The organism is Vibrio sp. STUT-A11, from assembly GCF_026000435.1.
Taxonomy (GTDB): domain Bacteria; phylum Pseudomonadota; class Gammaproteobacteria; order Enterobacterales; family Vibrionaceae; genus Vibrio.
The window spans coordinates 931,475-946,677 of the sequence record NZ_AP026764.1 but is presented as its reverse complement, the minus strand read 5'-3'; the positions used below and the strand labels follow the sequence as shown (position 1 = coordinate 946,677).

At 45.5% G+C, this 15,203-nt stretch carries 13 protein-coding genes; 7 read left to right on the top strand and 6 right to left on the bottom strand.

Annotated elements, in window-relative coordinates; all coding sequences use genetic code 11:
* Positions 1–396: 396 nt before the first annotated feature.
* Both OO774_RS19925 and OO774_RS19920 read right to left on the bottom strand, forming a co-directional pair.
* Positions 397–1,923 (bottom strand): NAD(P)H-hydrate dehydratase, encoded by a 1,527-nt coding sequence (locus OO774_RS19925; RefSeq protein ID WP_264906138.1) that lies wholly within the window; start codon positions 1,921–1,923, stop codon positions 397–399.
* Positions 1,924–2,017: 94 nt separating this feature from the next.
* A complete protein-coding gene (locus tag OO774_RS19920) occupies positions 2,018–2,926 on the bottom strand; it encodes an aldo/keto reductase family oxidoreductase (RefSeq protein WP_264906137.1) in 909 nt (302 codons plus the stop codon).
* Between the two features lie 95 nt (positions 2,927–3,021).
* Here OO774_RS19920 and OO774_RS19915 point away from each other — a divergent pair, with 95 nt between their 5' ends.
* Positions 3,022–3,447 (top strand): helix-turn-helix transcriptional regulator, encoded by a 426-nt coding sequence (locus OO774_RS19915; RefSeq protein ID WP_264906136.1) that lies wholly within the window; start codon positions 3,022–3,024, stop codon positions 3,445–3,447.
* On the opposite strand, the gene OO774_RS19910 is transcribed toward OO774_RS19915, so the two are convergent.
* Positions 3,434–4,015, bottom strand: a complete 582-nt coding sequence (locus OO774_RS19910; protein ID WP_264906135.1) for a hypothetical protein — start codon at positions 4,013–4,015, stop codon at positions 3,434–3,436. The two genes, OO774_RS19915 and OO774_RS19910, sit on opposite strands and share 14 nt — an antisense overlap.
* Positions 4,016–4,518: 503 nt before the next feature.
* Here OO774_RS19910 and clcA point away from each other — a divergent pair.
* Together clcA and OO774_RS19900 are read left to right on the top strand one after the other, a co-directional pair.
* Positions 4,519–5,922: a H(+)/Cl(-) exchange transporter ClcA gene (gene clcA, locus OO774_RS19905; protein WP_264908644.1), complete on the top strand. Its 1,404-nt coding sequence runs from the start codon at positions 4,519–4,521 to the stop codon at positions 5,920–5,922.
* A gap of 326 nt (positions 5,923–6,248) precedes the next feature.
* Positions 6,249–7,214, top strand: coding sequence for a TDT family transporter (locus OO774_RS19900; RefSeq protein ID WP_264908642.1), 966 nt, complete (start codon positions 6,249–6,251; stop codon positions 7,212–7,214).
* Positions 7,215–7,255: 41 nt separating this feature from the next.
* On the opposite strand, the gene folE is transcribed toward OO774_RS19900, so the two are convergent.
* Positions 7,256–7,909, bottom strand: coding sequence for a GTP cyclohydrolase I FolE (folE, locus tag OO774_RS19895; RefSeq protein ID WP_264908640.1), 654 nt, complete (start codon positions 7,907–7,909; stop codon positions 7,256–7,258).
* Between the two features lie 278 nt (positions 7,910–8,187).
* Between folE and moeA the strand changes: the two genes are divergently transcribed.
* The 4 genes from moeA to OO774_RS19875 all read left to right on the top strand — a co-directional run bounded on the left by moeA (position 8,188) and on the right by OO774_RS19875 (position 11,502).
* On the top strand, positions 8,188–9,423 hold the full coding sequence (moeA, locus tag OO774_RS19890; protein WP_264908638.1) for a molybdopterin molybdotransferase MoeA: 1,236 nt from the start codon (positions 8,188–8,190) through the stop codon (positions 9,421–9,423).
* 9 nt (positions 9,424–9,432) lie between these two features.
* Positions 9,433–10,182 (top strand): molybdopterin-synthase adenylyltransferase MoeB, encoded by a 750-nt coding sequence (gene moeB / locus OO774_RS19885; protein ID WP_264908637.1) that lies wholly within the window; start codon positions 9,433–9,435, stop codon positions 10,180–10,182.
* Positions 10,183–10,331: 149 nt separating this feature from the next.
* Positions 10,332–10,628, top strand: a complete 297-nt coding sequence (locus OO774_RS19880) for a hypothetical protein (RefSeq protein WP_264908635.1) — start codon at positions 10,332–10,334, stop codon at positions 10,626–10,628.
* A gap of 43 nt (positions 10,629–10,671) precedes the next feature.
* Complete coding sequence (locus OO774_RS19875) at positions 10,672–11,502, top strand: sulfurtransferase (protein ID WP_264908633.1); 831 nt, start codon at positions 10,672–10,674, stop codon at positions 11,500–11,502.
* A gap of 262 nt (positions 11,503–11,764) precedes the next feature.
* Here OO774_RS19875 and OO774_RS19870 read toward each other — a convergent pair whose 3' ends face one another.
* Positions 11,765–13,660: a TRAP transporter fused permease subunit gene (locus OO774_RS19870; protein WP_264908632.1), complete on the bottom strand. Its 1,896-nt coding sequence runs from the start codon at positions 13,658–13,660 to the stop codon at positions 11,765–11,767.
* Positions 13,661–13,768: 108 nt separating this feature from the next.
* On the bottom strand, positions 13,769–14,698 hold the full coding sequence (locus OO774_RS19865) for a TAXI family TRAP transporter solute-binding subunit (RefSeq protein ID WP_264908631.1): 930 nt from the start codon (positions 14,696–14,698) through the stop codon (positions 13,769–13,771).
* Positions 14,699–15,203: the final 505 nt, after the last annotated feature.

The window sequence follows — 15,203 nt, the reverse complement described above, 5'->3', positions numbered from 1 at the left end:
TCATATATCTATGTGTCATCTCAGAGTGCGTAGTGAAGTCGTTGGCAGACGAGTTCACTGTTCTTCGGACACAAAAAAACCGGAGCGTTGGCAGACGCTCCGGTTTTCAGCATTATAGGCTGTGATTTATTTCCTACAAGTCTGATATTTGAAATTTTTTTGTGTTACCATCTTGATAATCGCATATCAAAAACACCTATCAAACCATCAAACCTTTTTCTTATTTAACAAATTCAATAAGTTAAGATAACGCAACTCTAAAACGATTGCGCAAACCGTTGCGTCTCAGTGACCAGATTCAAACGCTTCATATCTCAAATCCATCAAATTCCACGCAAGTAATGCCCTAACCTGCAGATTGAAATACAAAGATTTTCACAAAATCGGACCAAACTTTCATGGATTCATGGCAACGCGAAGTGTCTCTACCACATCACTAGCTAATAACCCGCGTTCACCATAATGACCCACATTGATATCCGCCGCATGACTATGGATCATGACGCCTAATCTGGCAGCGATAGAGATTGGTATACCTTTCGCCAGCAACGCACCAATAACACCAGAGAGGACATCTCCCATTCCTCCGCTTGCCATCCCCGGATTACCAGCCAGACAGACATACATTCGTATGCCATCATAAATGAGCGTCCCAGCGCCTTTCAGTACCACCACGCCACCAAAACGTTCGTGCAACTGCCGAGCGGCTGAATATCGGTCACGTTCAACGTCTTGCGTGGTCACATTTAGCAAACGCGCCGCTTCTCCCGGATGAGGTGCCATCACTCGTTGATTATCGCATACTAGCGTTCCATCATAACGCTGACTGAGCATCGCCAGTATATTCAATCCGTCGGCATCGACGACTTTCGGTTTATGTGGCTGTGACAAATATTGATAAGCTTGATAAGCCCATTCATCATCGCCAAATCCTGGTCCAAAAACTAACGCATCCGCCCATCTAATTCGCTTAGTCAGTTCATTTTCGGTATTCCGCAATTCATCCGCCGTGATGCTTTGGCTCATCACTTCTGGGCAGGCTATTTGTAGTGGTATCAGGCTATCAGGGTGTGTTATTGCTGCTGTTAACCCAGAACCACTGCGTACTGCTGCCGACGCGCAGAAGCGAATCGCACCCGACATCCCGAGATTGCCTCCGACACAAAGCAATTTGCCGTTATCGCCTTTATGAGCGGTTGGTTTTTGTAACGGTAAAAGTCGAGGGATGACCTGGTGATCGATACCTAGTGCACTCTCCTCTTCTATAGAGTCAAATTCTACATTGACGCCCAAACCACAAAAGTGCAATTCACCAACATGATCTCTCGCCCGGGCGGTAACTAAACCTTGTTTGACGCCGATAAAAGTAACGGTATGGTTTGCATAAATCGCATCACCCAATACAGCTCCGGTGTTGGCGCATAAACCGGACGGAATATCGATAGCGATTACAGGGCAACGAATCTGGTTAATTTGCTCAATATAGCGGCGATACTCTTTTCTCACTTCACCACTTAACCCCGTTCCCAGCATTGCATCAATAATGACGTCTGCTTCCAGCAACGCCGTGTTCCAGTCATCCCAACTGCTGTTTTGCCCATCAACAGTTTGCCAATCTTCGTAAGCACAGAGTGCATCGCCAGTGAGTGAAGTAGTATCTCCTAGCTGAAAGACCTTCACATTGAGCTGTGCTTGCTTAGCGAGAGAAGCAAAGATATAACCATCTCCGCCATTATTTCCTTTCCCGCAAACGACCAATACGTTCTTTGCTCTGGGGTATAGATGCAGAAAGTGCTCATAAACGGCCATCCCAGCTCGTTGCATCAAGCTATACATTGAAACACCAGCCATCTGCGCAGCAATAACTTCGCTATTTTTGACTTGTTCTGCTGTATAGAGTTTTAAAGCAAGATTAAAGTCCATAATCATATTCTTCGTAACAAGCACACAGAATAAGTATACAAAAAAGGCACCCAATGTGGATGCCTAATACAATTATTGATGTCGTGAGGGTGTTCTATGGCACCCCGTGTCCTTTAGATGCAACCCAAACGCGATACCACTGTTCACGAGTCAACTCGATGTTTAATGCATCAACAGCCGTTTGAACGCGCTCAATCTTACCAGAACCAATAATTGGGATTGGATTAGAAGGCAGACGACGAACCCAAGCGTAAATCACCTGATCAATACTGGCGGCACCGACTTCCTCTCGAATGGCTTCTAGCTCATTACGTACACGAACCGCCTGTTCACTGTCGCCGCTAAAAATAGAGCCGCCACCTAAGCAAGACCAAGCCATTGGACGAGCGCGCAGCATTTGCATCTGATCTAGCGTGCCATCGTGCGCAACCTCAAAGTTAAGCGGGTTTATTTCCACTTGGTTTGTCACGAGTGGTTTACCCAAACGCGATTGCAACAACTCAAATTGACGTGGAGAAAAGTTTGATACACCAAAGTGTTTCACTTTACCTACTTTATGCAGCTCTGAAAATGCTTCTGCCACTTCGTCCGCGTCCATTAAAACGTCTGGGCGGTGAATAAGCAGAACGTCGATTTCGTCGACATTTAAACGCTCAAGTGAGTTGTTTACCGATTGGTAAATGTGCGCAGAACTCGTGTCGTAATGGTTAATTTTACGTTCTGGGGTTTTATCACCACATAAATTGATATCACATTTAGTTACGATCTGAATTTGCTCGCGCACGCTACTATCCAGCTTTAACGCCTCACCAAACAGTGATTCGCACTCGTAATTGCCATAAATATCAGCGTGGTCAACCGTTGTAATACCTAGTTCCACATGTTGCTTAAGAAAGGTCAAACGCTCTTGAGCCGTCATTCCCCAATCCACTGTGCGCCAATATCCTTGAACCAGTTCTGAAAATTCTGGGCCACTTGGTGCAGTTACAACTTTTGCAACCATTGGTTCTCTCCTTTAATTGATCTGCTTTCATCCTAGTCTTGTTTTCGCACGGTCTCAACGGGTAAACTTTCACAATTCGAACTGGAGTACGAAATATGTCTTTTGCCCAACGATTATCGACTTTAATTGGCGAAGAAAGCATCAGCGGTTTTGCGCGACGCGTTGATGTCTCGGAAGCATTAATCCGAAAATATTTAAAAGGTAGTGAACCAAGCTTAACCAAAGCGAATCAAATTGCGATGCGTGCAAACTGCTCTCTTGAATGGTTGGCTACGGGGTGCGGGTACCTTTATCGCCGTGCTGAAGTGGTGGATTTGGAGGCGTATAAACTCGCTTTTCAATTCGTGATGAACGAAACACTGCCAGAGGATGAGCAAGAGATGCATCGTAAACTTATCGCTGGTTACCAATATCTGCGCTCACATAAAAAAGCGGATGGCTTTTTAGATGAATCTGCAATGGCAACGTTTCTATCACTGCATCATGAGAACAAAAATCAGCACGAGACTAAAAGCGCATAACGCGGAGCGTGATCATTTCACCATCACTAATCAGCGACACCGCCAAACTCGGAGACGCTGATTGAAACTCACTTGCTCTTACCCACTGTATTCTCCGATTAGCTTCTGGTGGGTAACGATTCATCATTAAGATGACTTCTTTATCTACATCGTCTGCTGACTTATTTTTCAGTGAGCTAAGCACATCAAATTCTTCTTCATCAAAATGGATACTTTTTATTACCAAGCCATCCTTTCTTAAGTTAAGAATTAAGTCGTTCCAGATCTGCCATTGGAATTGCGCTAGAAAAACAAATTCCGTAGTTTCCTGACGTAAAATAACTTCACCATAAAGCGGTTGGTGGTAGTAGTTGAACTCGTCTAGACAAAACGTACTGACAGTGGACTCTGAGTTACTCAATTCGCTATCACACCGATACCAAAGACCACCTGTCCTAATAGTGCTCTTTACCTGATTCAAAGATTGTTCGGACAGCACACTTTGCCACCAGCCATTATCCAGTGCCAAGACGGAAGACGAAAACAGAACATTAAAAGTAGAAAGTAATAAAATGGACAAGGAACGCATCTGATTTTTCAAAGCAGCAACAGTTGACGAAACATTAACGCGGAATAGAAAATTTTCAAGTGGGAAGCGACGATTGGACTAAAGCTAGCCAAAGGAAACAAACATTAAGAAGGCGCACGTTTCAAGTGCGCCTCTACCTCGTTACTCAATCGTGAGTTTGCGAATCGGGAAGTCTATAGATGCATCCCAAACTTAAAACGAGGAATTACCGTAGGGTTTGAATCCATCCAAATTGTGAGTAAAACGTCACGTCCCTCCTTTTGAAGCAGTCATGTTGCTTTACACTTAAAGCATGGTTCATTTTTCTCAGAAAACAAGGTTTCTCGGTAAAAAAACCACACTAAATATGAGATCAATAGCACAACATTCGCGAATGCTATTAATTCTCAATCTTTGAGTCACCAATAGTGGAAAGCTAAATTGCAACTTTGCTGATTAGGTCTAGACTCTTCCAGGCGTATAATTTCGTCTGTCCCTTCAAATAGAAACAGGAGAAACCGTTAATGACCAAGAGAGAGAGAATTGTGAAGTCTGTGTTAGCGCACGTACCGAAAGATGCGATTAACCAGTTTATCTCTCGAGGGTCGACGCCAATCTCTGTTTTATTAATGGCAGCTGTCGTGGGCATACTTGCGGGCTTGGTAGGGACGTATTTTGAACATGCTGTCCACCTAGTTTCCGAAACGCGCACCGAATGGCTAAAAAGTGAAATAGGTAGCATGTTACCGCTATGGCTTGCCGCTGTTCTGATCAGTGCGTCTTTGGCTTTTGTCGGCTACTTTCTTGTTCACCGTTTTGCTCCCGAAGCTGCTGGGTCTGGCATCCCTGAAATAGAAGGTGCCATGGATAACATCCGCCCGGTACGTTGGTGGCGCGTGCTACCCGTTAAGTTTTTTGGTGGTATGGGTGCGCTTGGTTCAGGTATGGTGTTAGGCCGTGAAGGTCCTACAGTACAAATGGGTGGTGCTGTTGGCCGAATGGTGACTGACATTTTCCGCGTAAAGGATGACGATACTCGCCACTCTCTGCTTGCTTCGGGCGCAGCAGGTGGTTTAGCCGCAGCGTTTAACGCGCCGTTAGCTGGCATCATGTTTGTCGTAGAGGAGATGAGGCCTCAATTTCGCTATTCTTTAATTTCCATCCGTGCGGTGATTATCTCAGCCATCATGGCCAACATTGTGTTTCGAGCAATTAATGGCCAAGACGCCGTGATCACTATGCCTCAGTATCAACCACCAGCACTGCAATCACTGTGGCTGTTTTTGCTACTCGGCGCTCTGTTTGGCGTGTTCGGCGTGATCTTTAATAAACTGATCACCATCGCACAGGATAGTTTTGTCGCTATCCACAAAAACGATCGTAAGCGTTACCTTATTACAGGTTCGATTTTAGGTGGCGTTTTCGGCTTGCTGCTCTTATACGTCCCGCAATTGACGGGGGGAGGGATTGCGCTTATCCCCGATGTAACGAATGGCAACTATTCCATCACGCTATTAGTGCTGTTGTTTGTCGGCCGTGTCGTAACAACGTTACTTTGTTTCGGATCTGGTGCACCAGGAGGTATTTTCGCTCCGATGCTCGCCTTGGGTACCTTATTTGGTTATGCATTTGGCGCGAGTGCCGAAGTGTTACTACCTAACCTTACTATTGAGCCTGGGATGTTTGCGATCGCAGGTATGGGCGCTTTATTTGCAGCGACAGTACGTGCTCCAATCACAGGTATTCTGCTAGTTATTGAGATGACCAATAACTACTACCTTATTTTACCGCTCATCATTACCTGTCTTGGAGCTGTTATCATTGCGCAGTTACTTGGTGGTCAACCGATATATAGCCAGTTACTTCGCCGTACGCTTAAAAATGACAAGCTACGTCAACAAGACCTACCTGAAAATCAAGCATCTTAAGCTTTAAACCCCCTCTTCGCTCCAAATAATCTTTTCTCCTAAAGGGTTGTTTGGAGCAGATTACCTGCTACTTTTGCATCTTTTACCAAATATTCGATACCAAACTCACAAAATTGCCATTCTATGATCGTTCACTGATACCTTTATGAGTAACTACCAATAAAACTTGCTAGTATTCGCGCCTGATAGAGCAATCGTTCCATGACTTGTGGCTTTATTTATTCTGGTCAAGATATAGACAGCACAATGTTTTTTCAGGTAAATATTTTTCAAAAAGCCAGGCTGGTATTAACGTTTCATACGAATAGAATCATTTCGGAGTAGATTTGAACTGGAGAAGACTTGTACAGTTTTATAGTGTCCCGCCCTCTCAGGCAGCGTTGGCACTTGGTATTATTGGTTTAGGTCAAGCTTGGGCGCTTTACGTTCCAGCAATCGGAGAACCGATTCGACCATTTCTCTCGTTACTTGGCGCGTTATTACTTGCTCCGGTGCTGATCAAATATGCAACCAATCCTCGCTTGTTCATTATAGATATTCGTCATCCATTAAGCGGGAGTTTAATGGCTCCGATGAGTATGGCGCTGCTAATCCTGACTGACTACCTTGCCTCTGTTTCACCTATTATTGCTTATCCAGTGTGGTTTTTAGCACTTTTGCTTCATTTTTCAATGATGGTGCTCTTTTTCGGTTTTCAGCTCACTAACTTTAAAATGTCGAATATTGTTCCGAGCTGGTTCCTTTATCCTGTTGGGATCATCAGTAGCTCGCTTGCTGGTTCCCAGTTCGGACACAACGTATTCTCAGAAACCGTCGCGCTTATTTGTATCGGCATTTATTTCTTTATGCTGCCCCTAGTGCTATACCGCTTAGTTTTCTTCGGCTCTCTACCAAGAAAGGCACGCCCTACACTTGCGATTATGGCAGCACCAGTTAATTTATCTCTCGCGGCATATTTAGTGAACTTCCCTGAGCCAGACCCAATCCTCACTGGGGCGTTAGCGGGTATTGCAATCACGATGACCTTGCTGATTTACCTGTGTTATTTCCGACTAATGCGGTTAAAGTTCCAACCATCTATCGCAGCAGTGACGTTTCCTTCCGTCATCAGCGCCATTGCCATGCACCGGTTAACCACATTTTTCGCCGCATCACACCCACAATGGCATTGGCTGCATGACTTTGGCTTTTTCGAGCTGAGCATCGCTACAGTTTTAGTCGTTTGGGTATCTGCTGGATATGTAAAAATGTATTGGCCAGAAATTGTCAGATCCCGTTCCAAACAAGCATAAAAAAAGATGGCATCGGCCATCCTTTTTTTCATCAATTCGATTTATCGTAAACCATGTAGAAATTCAGCACGAGTTGCTGGGTTGCTCTTGAAGATCCCTCCCAACGCAGTTGTCGTCGTTTCACTGGTCGCATCCATCACACCACGTGATTTCACGCAGTAGTGTGTCGCATCGATAGTCACAGCCACATCGTCAGACTCAAGAAGCGTTTGTAACGCGATAAGGATCTGCTGTGTCATACGTTCCTGAACCTGTGGACGCTGCGCAAAGAAACGAACAATTCGGTTGATCTTAGACAAACCAATGATTTTACCGCGAGGGATATAAGCAACGGCAGCTTTGCCATCGATAGTGACAAGATGATGTTCACAAGTGCTGGTCACAGTGATGTCTTTCACACGAACCATTTCACTGACGTTCATCTTGTTTTCGATAACGGTGATTTTAGGAAAGTTAGAATAATCCAGGCCGGAGAAAATTTCGTCCACGTACATTTTGGCTATGCGGTGTGGTGTTTCTTCTAAGCTATCGTCCGTAAGGTCAAGTTGAAGGAGGCCTAAGATCTCACGCATGTGGTACTCGATCTTTTCCTTTTTTTCTTCACGGCTTACGTTATTAGAACGCATTGGCGTTTCTAATCCGCGTTGCTCTAGCGCTTCTTTTACTAACTTCGCTGACTCGCTAAGACCTGACATTGCACTTCCTCTTTCATAACTGCCGCTCTCAGATTGAAAAACAGTTGTCGTTGATTCATTCCGTTAGCGTTTCGGTCGCTCAGTTTAGTGATTGATAGCCAAAACACATAAAAAGAATAGACTGAGCGGTTTTCTCTTACTCCATGAGGCGTTTTACCCCTTTTGGATGGTCGACAAGGATACTCGGATTTTTGAATAATTACACCCATATTTTATCGGTGGGCATTGTGACTTTATGATAAAGTTGCCTCAAAACATAAGAACATAGGATACTCTCAATGGGCTGCTGCGACGCACCTGGCTTGATGCCAATTGAAGAAGCGATGGAGAAGATGCTATCGCAAATCAAACCAATCCAAACGACTCTGTCTCTGCCACTCGCTGAAGCATTGGGTTATGTACTTGCCGAAGACATTTTATCGCCAATTCACGTACCTCCGTTCGACAACTCAGCGATGGATGGGTACGCAATCCGTATTCAAGACTTGAAAACTTCAACAATATTGCCTTTAGCTGGAAAATCCTTTGCAGGCCAGCCTTTTGAAGGAGAATGGCCGCAAGGAACCTGTGTTCGTATCATGACGGGCGCACAGATCCCTCAAGGTTGTGATGCCGTCATCATGCAGGAAAACACCGAAGTTACCGACTCTGGTATCCAGTTCAACCAAAAAGAGGTGGATCCGCAAAACAATATCCGCCCTACTGGTGATGACATCAAACAGGGGGATATCGTACTCGCCAAAGGTGCACGTTTGACACCTCGTGATATTCCGATGATTGCCTCTTTGGGTGTAAGTCATGTGACTGTGGTACGAAAACCGAAAGTGGCCTTTTTCTCGACCGGTGACGAGCTCAAACCATTAGGTGAATCGCTTGAAGCAGGTCAAATCTACGACAGCAACCGTTACGGTATTAAACCCCTGATCGAAAATTTTGGTTGTGAACCAGTAGACTTAGGCATCGTTCCTGATTGCCCAGAAACTCTTAAAGCGACATTTGAGCAAGCGCAAACACTGGCGGATGTGGTTGTCACATCGGGTGGTGTTAGCGTGGGCGAAGCCGATTACACCAAAGATATTCTTGAGGAACTGGGCGAAATCGGCTTCTGGAAACTAGCGATTAAACCGGGTAAACCTTTTGCTTTTGGTAAACTTTCGACAGCTTGGTTCTGTGGTCTTCCAGGCAACCCGGTTTCTTCAATGATGACGATGTATGTATTGGTTCAACCAATGCTGGCTAAATTAGCCGGGCATACAGAGTGGAAAGAGTCATTATCCATCCCTGCTGTCACTAAGACAGCTTTCAAGAAAGTGCCGGGACGTGCGGATTACCAGCGCGGGATCTATTCTTTAGAAGATGGTAAGTTCGTCGTTGAAACAACAGGAAACCAAAGCTCCGGTGCATTCCGTTCAATGAGTTTAGCCAATTGCTTTGTTGTGCTGGAGCGCGAACGTGGCCGGGTTGAGATCGGTGAGACGGTAAACATTCAACTATTCAACTCAACACTTTACTAGGATTGCACCGTGGATATTCTTTCTGATCAAGAAATGCTGCGCTACAACCGCCAGATCATTCTGCGTCAGTTTGATTTTGACGGGCAGGAAGCACTTAAGCAAAGCTCAGTTCTGATTCTTGGTGCTGGCGGACTGGGTTGTGCGTCAAGTCAGTACCTAGCTACTGCGGGTGTTGGTAAGCTGACATTAGTTGATGATGACATTGTCGAGCTGTCTAACCTACAGCGTCAGGTGCTGCATCACGATGCAGATATCGGCCACAAGAAAGTAGACTCTGCCTGCGATGCATTACGAGAGCTTAATCCTCACATACAAGTTGAAGCGTTTGATAAACGTCTTAATGATGCTGAAATGCAAGCTTTGATTGAACAGCACACCCTTGTGGTGGATGCGTCAGATAACGTCGAGACGCGTAACCAACTTAACCGTCTATGCTTTGCGACCAAAACGCCGTTAATCTCCGGTGCAGCGATCCGCATGGAAGGTCAGGTGAGCGTATTCACCTACGATGACCCAGCACAACCCTGTTACCAGTGTTTAAGTGCCTTGTTTGGCAGTGATGCTTTAAGCTGTGTGGAGGCAGGGATTATGGCACCAGTGGTTGGCATTGTCGGCGCAGTGCAAGCGATGGAAGCGATAAAAGTGATCGCCAATTACGGTCGGCCAATCAAAGGCAAAATACTCATACTAGACGCGCTAAGCATGTCTTGGCGAGAGATGAATTTAATGAAAATGCCAACCTGCCCAGTTTGTAATTAGCCAGATAACACTCAAAAGCTCAACCTATCGTTGAGCTTTTTTTTGGGACGAAATGGAATTTAACGCAAATCTGCATCCAATTTTGAACCGACATTTATTTTGATGTAAAACAGTGAGATTACTCAGGTTTGAACATACGGAACTCAATCTTGGACAATCCCCAAAAATACATTTTGGTTTTAACCAGCTTAACTGCCGTTTTACTGCTTCTCTGGTTAAGTGCTCCAAACACAGAGAGAACCGTGACGGCAACCGTAATAAATAACACGTTAATGCAATCTTTGGATGGTCAGCGTCGCTACCTGACTATCCATTCACCCGAGACTGGCCAACAACGCGTTTCTGTTCCAACATCAGTGGTATGCCCTGTTGGTTCGACCGTAACACTAAGCCAAACCACAGAAACAACCATTGAACAGTCATTCTCATTTGTTCGTTGCGATTAGCGTATCTCCAGATCATATGGGTATTAATAATAAGGATTTAACGATGCAAACATTGATTGACGCGAAGGAATTAAGTGCCCTATTAGGCCAACCCAATGTGAAAATATTGGACGCAAGCATAAGCTTCCAAATCCCTTCTGAGGGAAAGAAGATCACCAATAAATGGATTCCTGGCTCACTGCGTTTTGACTATGACAACGACTTTTGTCTACCTGACTCAACGCTGCCACATATGATGCCGACTGAAGATGGATTTAATACCAGCGCGCAACAGCTTGGTCTGCATAAAGATGACCTTATTGTTGTCTACGACAACTCTGGTACTCTCGCTTCACCCCGGGCATGGTGGATGTTCAAAGCGATGGGACACGATAACGTAAAAGTCCTCAATGGCGGATTACCTGCGTGGATAGACAGCGGCTTGCCTGTCGTAGATTCACTCGCATTACCTTCTGAATTAGGGACATTTGCCGGGACTCTGTTTGAAGAAGCGTTCTTGGATGCGCAAACCGTACTTGAACACTCTAACAACCAAAGCGCCAACATCATTGATGCACGTTCTAAAGCCCGCTTTTTAGGCGAAGTACCAGAACCACGTGCTGGCCTTCGCAGCGGACGTATTCCAACCTCAATCTGCTTGCCATTTCAGGAGCTGATGACGGATGGCCACATCAAACCCGTTTTAGAATTAGAACAAGTGTTTAGTGAGCTCACCATACAGGACGATAAACGTCTCGTATTTAGCTGCGGGTCGGGCGTCACTGCTTGTATTCTGTTGCTAGCAGCGCATCAATTAGGCCTGCGAAATGTGTCTGTATACGATGGTTCGTGGACGGAGTGGGGTTCAAGCCTACACTTGCCAATTGAAATTTAGGTTTAAAAGGTAAGTGTTAATCACCGCCGTCATTCCAGCGAGTCATAGCGAGACTAGGAATCTGACATCAGAGTGCTGAGAAGTGTTATGAATTGCTCTGGTAACACAGCGCTAGGGGAGTAGATTCTGAATCTCTCTCGTACCTCGCTGTTCAGAATGACCGGGTGGTTTGAACTTGTCGCTCGCTGCTAAGCGAGCGACAGAACTCAATTAAAGACGTTTTTAGTCTCTATCACACTGTGGCTTTATCACCACTGGCTCATCATGATGCCTGAGAAGTAGGTTCATCTGGCTGACGATAGTTAATCAGACAGATCACGACGATCACGGCCAGTGCCACAAGTCGATAAATGTCCGACATAAACAGCACACCTAACGCCATCACCAGTAAAACACCACGCTGCCACTGTTGTAATGGCGCGAACAGGCGTCCTTCTATACCACCAGCGAAGGCGACAAACAGGCTGATGGTCGAAATCACACCAATCACAAAGTGCATCGGCTCACCGTCAATCCAGATTAAACCAGAAAAGGCCATCATTGCCGGAATAAGGAAAAAGCCCTGAGCAAGCTTAAATGCCTGCACAGCAGAACGCATTGGTGACGCATTCGCGATCCCTGCCCCGGCAAATGCAGCCAGTGCGATTGGCGGTGTCACGTTTGAAGTTTGCGACAACCAGAACACAATCATATGCGCGGTTAGTACACCGAGTCCAAAATCCATCAGTGCTGGTACAGCCATAATTGATAATACAATGTAGGCCGCAGTCACGGGTAAACCCATACCTAGTACTACCGCAGCAACTGCGATCAAGGCTAATACCGACCATAAGTAACCGCCTGACATGGCAATCAGGAACTGGGTAAACTGAAGACCAATACCCGTCTGGCCTACAACACCCACCACGATACCAGCGGTTGCACAGGCGACAGAAATTGGGATAGCGAGAAACGCACCTTCTCTCAAGCCTTCAATAAACAGTCTGAGACTAATCCGACTGTGCTTGCGCGTCATGGCCGCTAGTAGGATCGCCACACACCCGATGACGCCGACCAGTACTGGAGAGTAGCTCATCATCAGTAATGCGGTGATTAAGATAAGCGGCAGTAAATAGTGCCAGCCATCTTTCAACACCTTCGAAATTTGCTCGGTTACCGTCATCCCCTCAAGACCCAGCTTACAGGCCATCAGGTGCACATACAGCAAGGTACAGGCAAAATACAAAATCGCCGGAGCAATAGAGACCAATAAAATGTCGCTATAAGGGATACCAGTAAATTGCGCCATCACGAATGCGCCAGCTCCCATTACTGGTGGCATAATTTGTCCACCTGTCGACGCTGCAGCTTCGATGCCCGCAGCTTGCTCAGATTTATAGCCGAGCTTTTTCATCATTGGTATGGTTAATGCGCCTGTTGTTACGGTGTTTGCGATTGCCGATCCAGAAATAGATCCCAGAGCTGCAGACGCAATCACACTGGCTTTCGCTGGCCCGCCTCGGTACTTACCTGCCAACGCAAATGCCATATCAATAAAGAACTGACCGGCACCAGTGACCTGAAGAAAGGCACCAAACAAAACGAACATAAACACCACGCCAGCGGCAATCGCAAGTGGAGCACCATAGACACCATTGGTTGAAAAGATGTGGAAGCGAACAATCTCTTCGACAGAGAAGCCTTTACTCGCAACGTTATCCGGTAATACATCACCAAACATGGCATAAGCCAAGAATAGCACCGCGATCGCTACCATCACCAGCCCGACAGTACGTCTTGTCGCTTCGAGTAACATGACAATCAATACGACGCCTGCCAGTTGTTCTGTCGTTCCTAGCCCATCAAGCAGAAAGCTAATGTCATCGTAGTCGAACAGAGCAATGGTGGTTGAAGCCCAACACGTTAACGCGACGAGAACAAAATCAATCACTCTTCCTGTCAGGTAAACAGGCACAGAATGTCGGGCTTTGAAGGTCGGGTAAACCAAGAAAGCAATCGCTAGCACCCAGCTAACGTGAACTGGACGAAATACTGGCGCCGACAGGCTGGCTACAATACCTTGCCAAACTTGAAAGACAGATAAAGCGATAGCCGCAACGGCGGCTATCGAAAGTATCACGTCGGTAATTTTCTGGTTACTCGGATGAATCTGACTCATCACTTACTCCATGTAACTTTCTATCAATCCACATAAGCACCGACTCATAGCATTAAATCGAAACCTGACCAGTGCCGCTGTGGGTTGGCTTTACTTCTTCAATACGAATTATTTAGTTTGTTCCTGAAAGTACTTCTCAGAACCTGGGTGTAGAGGAACACCGTCCAGTTTGGTCATATTTTCGATGGTGGTGAACTTAGTTACGCCCAATACCTGACGAATTTCATCAATGTGCTCAAACGTCGTTTTTGTCATTTCATAAGCCATGTCTTCGCTCATGTTTTTATTCACAACGAGAACGTTCCATACTGCTGGCACCTTGAATGCAGGCACTTTGTTGTAGGCATCAGCTGGAACATCAAGCTCAAGATAAGAAGGGTAATCTGCCGCAATTTTCTTCAGCTCTTCATCGCTGAAACTTAGTACACGAATGTCACGAGTCAGAGCAAGTTCAGTGATTGCACCAACACCGACACTACCAACGATGACACCAGCATCAATCTGGTTGTTCGCGATAGCACTAGTGGTCGCAGTGTAGTTCAGAGACTGAGCTTTGATGTCGTCTTCTGCCACACCCAATGTATTTAGGATATTAATTGCACTAACGCGAGTACCTGAGCCTGGCGCACCAAGAGAAACGCGTTTACCTTTTAGATCAGCAACTGATTTAATGTCTGAGTTAGCAGGAACAATGAACTGCACAGCATTTGGATAAAGTGCAAACAACACCGCAACGTCCATCTTACGAGGGAACGGTTTCGTACCTTCATACGCTTGCAACACAACGTTGCCTTGAGCAATACCAGCAAGCTGTTTGTTGGTAGACACTTTGATGGTGTTTTCTACAGAGGCCGCTGTTACTTCAGCACGCATATTAAAATCAGTTAGATTTTCACTCCAGATTTTCGCCAACATACCACCTAACGGGTAATAAGTACCACTCTGGCTACCGGTACCAATAGTGTAGTTTTCTGCCACAGTTGAAGCTGAAAATACGACAGCAAGTGCCACTAGCCCATTCCTTAGTGCTTGGTACATAAATGCTCCTTGTTCTTTTTGATTGGTTGTTATAGCCAAATAACCTTGAGATGTTTGATGCACAGAAAACAGCAACGCTCTGAATCAAGTACCTTGAAGTCATTTGGATATACTTCATAAAGTTATGGTGTGCTCAGGGAGAAATAGCAAACGAGAATGAGATGAAATGAGAGCTTTGTGCGCTATTTGTGTGCCACTCAGAAACGGATTGAAACTTTCCCTGTACTTTACGTCAGCCAGAAGGCGTGGGAGAACACACGACGACAAACCTGACTGAAATCGCAGCAAAACAATGAGATTTGTTTTTCTCCCTACCATGGAGAACTGCGAGTGCGGGCTAATATTTATATACTTTACTTCAATTTGCAATCATTAAAAACGCACACAGCAACAAGAAACACATGAACAGAAAGGCGGTGACTTGGGTGATAAAATTGAACAAGTCACATTTAGAATCAACAAATTATCGTTGAATTAATATTTCCACAATCACTAGAAAAAACCT